Origin of the sequence: Pedobacter sp. (assembly GCF_035566355.1) — a bacterium.
Classification (GTDB): domain Bacteria; phylum Bacteroidota; class Bacteroidia; order Sphingobacteriales; family Sphingobacteriaceae; genus Pedobacter.
This window is the reverse complement of record NZ_DATMRL010000077.1, coordinates 1-3,223: the sequence shown is the minus strand read 5'-3', so window position 1 is coordinate 3,223 and position 3,223 is coordinate 1. Positions and strand designations below refer to the sequence as shown.

General features: G+C 36.7%; 5 protein-coding genes. All 5 read left to right on the top strand.

Features of this window, described 5'->3' with window-relative positions; translation table 11 throughout:
• The first annotated feature begins 395 nt into the window (after positions 1 to 395).
• Positions 396 to 722: a metalloregulator ArsR/SmtB family transcription factor gene (locus VNZ46_RS02890; protein WP_325558573.1), complete on the top strand. Its 327-nt coding sequence runs from the start codon at positions 396 to 398 to the stop codon at positions 720 to 722.
• A 40-nt stretch (positions 723 to 762) separates the two neighbouring features.
• The gene (locus tag VNZ46_RS02885; protein ID WP_325558574.1) at positions 763 to 1,200 is read left to right on the top strand and encodes an SRPBCC domain-containing protein; all 438 of its coding nucleotides are present in this window, start codon (positions 763 to 765) and stop codon (positions 1,198 to 1,200) included.
• A gap of 4 nt (positions 1,201 to 1,204) precedes the next feature.
• Positions 1,205 to 1,747, top strand: coding sequence for a hypothetical protein (locus tag VNZ46_RS02880; protein ID WP_325558572.1), 543 nt, complete (start codon positions 1,205 to 1,207; stop codon positions 1,745 to 1,747).
• A 60-nt stretch (positions 1,748 to 1,807) separates the two neighbouring features.
• Complete coding sequence (locus VNZ46_RS02875; RefSeq protein WP_325558571.1) at positions 1,808 to 2,428, top strand: dihydrofolate reductase family protein; 621 nt, start codon at positions 1,808 to 1,810, stop codon at positions 2,426 to 2,428.
• A gap of 78 nt (positions 2,429 to 2,506) precedes the next feature.
• Positions 2,507 to 3,079, top strand: coding sequence for a dihydrofolate reductase family protein (locus tag VNZ46_RS02870; RefSeq protein ID WP_325558570.1), 573 nt, complete (start codon positions 2,507 to 2,509; stop codon positions 3,077 to 3,079).
• Positions 3,080 to 3,223: the final 144 nt, after the last annotated feature.

Genomic DNA, 3,223 nt, shown 5'->3' with positions numbered 1-3,223 from the left:
ATAGAGAACTTGTTGAGCGAGACAAAGCTGCATAACCTAAAGAATACAAATATTAATCGATTTGCCCCGCAATTGCGGGGCATTTTTTTTGCCCGTAAGTAAAGGAGCGAAGCGAACTTTAGGAACGTTCACGAGCGGAGCGTTCCCGAGCGCAGCGAAGGGAATGAACGAGGAAAGGCGAGGGACGAAGCCTTGACGAAGTCCGAACGGACCAGGAAAAGCGAGGAGCGATGCTTTACAGTATAGCAATTGGTGGAGGCACCGGTAACGGGGTGCTTCTGCTAAGCTGGTTTCTCATACATTTATTTAAACTTATTTTTTCGGTTTCCATAAATAAAATTATTAAAAGTATAAAAAAAATTGCGCATATATTTGCAAGAAATAACTTGCGCATAATGACACAATCAAGAGACATCTTTCAGGCGATAGCAGATCCAACCCGCAGGCAAATTATAGGTATGCTGGCCCGGAAATCACTCAATGTTAATGCCATTGCCAAGGAGTTTGATATTACCAGACAAGCAGTTTCATTGCATGTGCAATTCCTTCATGATTGTGGTCTTATTGTGATCAGACAACAAGGCAGGGAAAGATATTGCGAAGCTAAACTCGAAAAATTAAATGAAGTCACAGATTGGGTAGATCAATACCGAAAATATTGGGACGATAAACTGGACTCATTGGAAAGCTATCTGGCTAAAATTCAAAAAAAGAAGAAATAGAAAAATGGAAAAATATAATACATTCAAATAAGAAGAGAACATTCTTATACATACAAAGATTCTTGATGCCCCAAGGGATTTAGTTTGGGAAGTGTGGACGACTCCAGCACATTTAAAAGAATGGTGGGGGCCAGATGGTTTTTCGCTAACTATAAAATCAATGAATGTAGAAACAGGCAAAATTTTGGACTCTATTATGCATGGTTGGGGACAGGATTGGGATAACAAAATTGAGTACGTGGAAGTAATAAAACCTTCCCTTTTATCTTATAAACATTTTGGGGAAAGCGAAGATTATAACTTCACAGTTTTAGTTTTATTTGAAGAAGTTGAAGAAAAAACCTTACTGACATTGAAGTCAATATTTAAGTCAAAAGAAATTATTGATGAATTAAACAGACGGGTAAATGCCATTGAAAGTGGTAAGCAAACCTTAAATCGACTTGAAAACTATCTCAAAACATTAGTTAAAGAATAATAACATGAATAAAATAATATTCGCATCGGGCATTTCTTTTGTATTGCTCTTCTTTACAGGATTTCGAGGACTCGAAAAAACTACTGAAGCAATAGAAAACAACGTTATTCCCAAAGAAAAAAAAGAGCTTTTGAAAAAAATTGTGGGGCGCTGGATAACACAAACAAACATCTATGCACGGAATGGTCAGCCAGCCTCAAAAGTAATTGGTAGTGATATATGGCAATGGTCGCCAGATGGAAATTTTACCTTTCATATGGGTTATGGTATTCGTGATAAAAGTGGTTTCGGTGCAATGGAAATTACTGGTTACAACTCAAAAACAGGTGACTTTGATAGTTACAATTTTAATCCAGATGGTAGTTTTGAGATGTTTACCCTCACCATTAATAATAATATTTGGATATGGAACGGCAAAGAAGTGAGGACAACAGGTGTAATGGATGAGAATGGCAAAATTCTAACAGTAAAACATGAAATTACAAATGATGGTAAAACGTATGAATTATTCATGGACGGAGTTTTAACTAAAGGGGCAGATTTTTAAATAACTATCAACTCAGGAATAAATAAATAATTTAAAGCAAAATATTAAACTAAAAGAAAAATGAGCAAAATTATCTTTGACAGCGGAATATCACTTGACGGCTTTTTCGCAGGCGATAACAGGAGCCCTGACAACCCAATGGGCGGAGTTGCAGGAGAAATTCACCAATGGATGTTTAAACAAAAAGCATTTTGGAAAAATGTCAATATGGAAGGCGGTGAAGAGTATGGTGCTGACAGTAAGTTAATTGATGATGTCTTTGCAAGAACAGGTTCTTACATTATGGGGAAACGAATGTTTGAAGAAGGCGAAGTCCATTGGAAAGAAGATCTATATAAAGCGAATGTGTATGTACTGACACACGAAGTACGCGAGCCCTGGGTGCAAAAAGGGACAACAACTTTTTATTTCATCAATGACGGCATAGAAAGCGCCTTAGAAAAAGCCAGACAATCAGCTAACGGCAAGGACATAAGAATCCAAGGTGGTGCGGACACTATTCAACAATATCTCCATGCAGGGCTTGTTGATGAGTTTTTTATTCACATTGCCCCTGTTTTTTTAGGAAGTGGCATCCGGCTGTTTGACGGAATTGACAAAGGCAAATATGATATTCAAATTGTAGAAGTAATACCATCAGACTTGACAACACATTTAAGATACAAACTGACGATGAAATAAAACAACGAAGCACTAACGGTTTTCGGTCATTGTAAAAGAAAGTAACAAACCATAAATAATAATAAAAAAACAGAAAGTATGAGAAAAATAATTTCATTTATGCACATATCGCTTGACGGTTTTGTGGCAGGACCGAAAGGAGAGATGAACTGGATAAAACTTGGTGAAGAACTTTTTGATCATGTCGGTAAGCGGATAGACGAAACCGATACGGCATTATATGGACGAGTAACTTACCAGATGATGGAAAATTACTGGCCTACCGCAGGAGACAAGCCGACAGCGACCAAGCACGACATTGAACATTCAAAGTGGTATAACAAAGTTCACAAAGTTGTTTTATCGAAAACAATGAAAGACGCGGGTTTGATTGATACAACGATTATCAGCAACAACCTTTCGGACAAAATAAACGAAATAAAACAACAGGCAGGTGGAGAAATCTTACTTTTTGGTAGCCCGACAGCCACACATTCACTTATTCAACAGAACTTAATTGATGGCTACTGGCTATTTGTTAATCCAATTATTCTTGGACGAGGCATTCCATTGTTTGTAGACATCAAAGACAAAATAAAACTAAACCTATTGACTACCCAACAATTTACTTGTGGGGTAACTGAACTGAATTACACATTGGACAGACAATAACAATGACCGCTAACAAGATATTAGCGGTCGTTGAAAAAAACGAAAATATAAACATTAAAAAAAAATACGATCGGCAAATTCAAATTCACTATATGAAAAATGTAACAATCACTCTGTTATTTATAATACAGACTTTTTTTGTAA

Coding starts and splice junctions, on each gene's coding strand:
- VNZ46_RS02875 (WP_325558571.1), top strand. CDS start 1,808: ATGAGCAAAATTATCTTTGACAGCGGAATATCACTTGACGGCTTTTTC.
- VNZ46_RS02870 (WP_325558570.1), top strand. CDS start 2,507: ATGAGAAAAATAATTTCATTTATGCACATATCGCTTGACGGTTTTGTG.
- VNZ46_RS02890 (WP_325558573.1), top strand. CDS start 396: ATGACACAATCAAGAGACATCTTTCAGGCGATAGCAGATCCAACCCGC.
- VNZ46_RS02880 (WP_325558572.1), top strand. CDS start 1,205: ATGAATAAAATAATATTCGCATCGGGCATTTCTTTTGTATTGCTCTTC.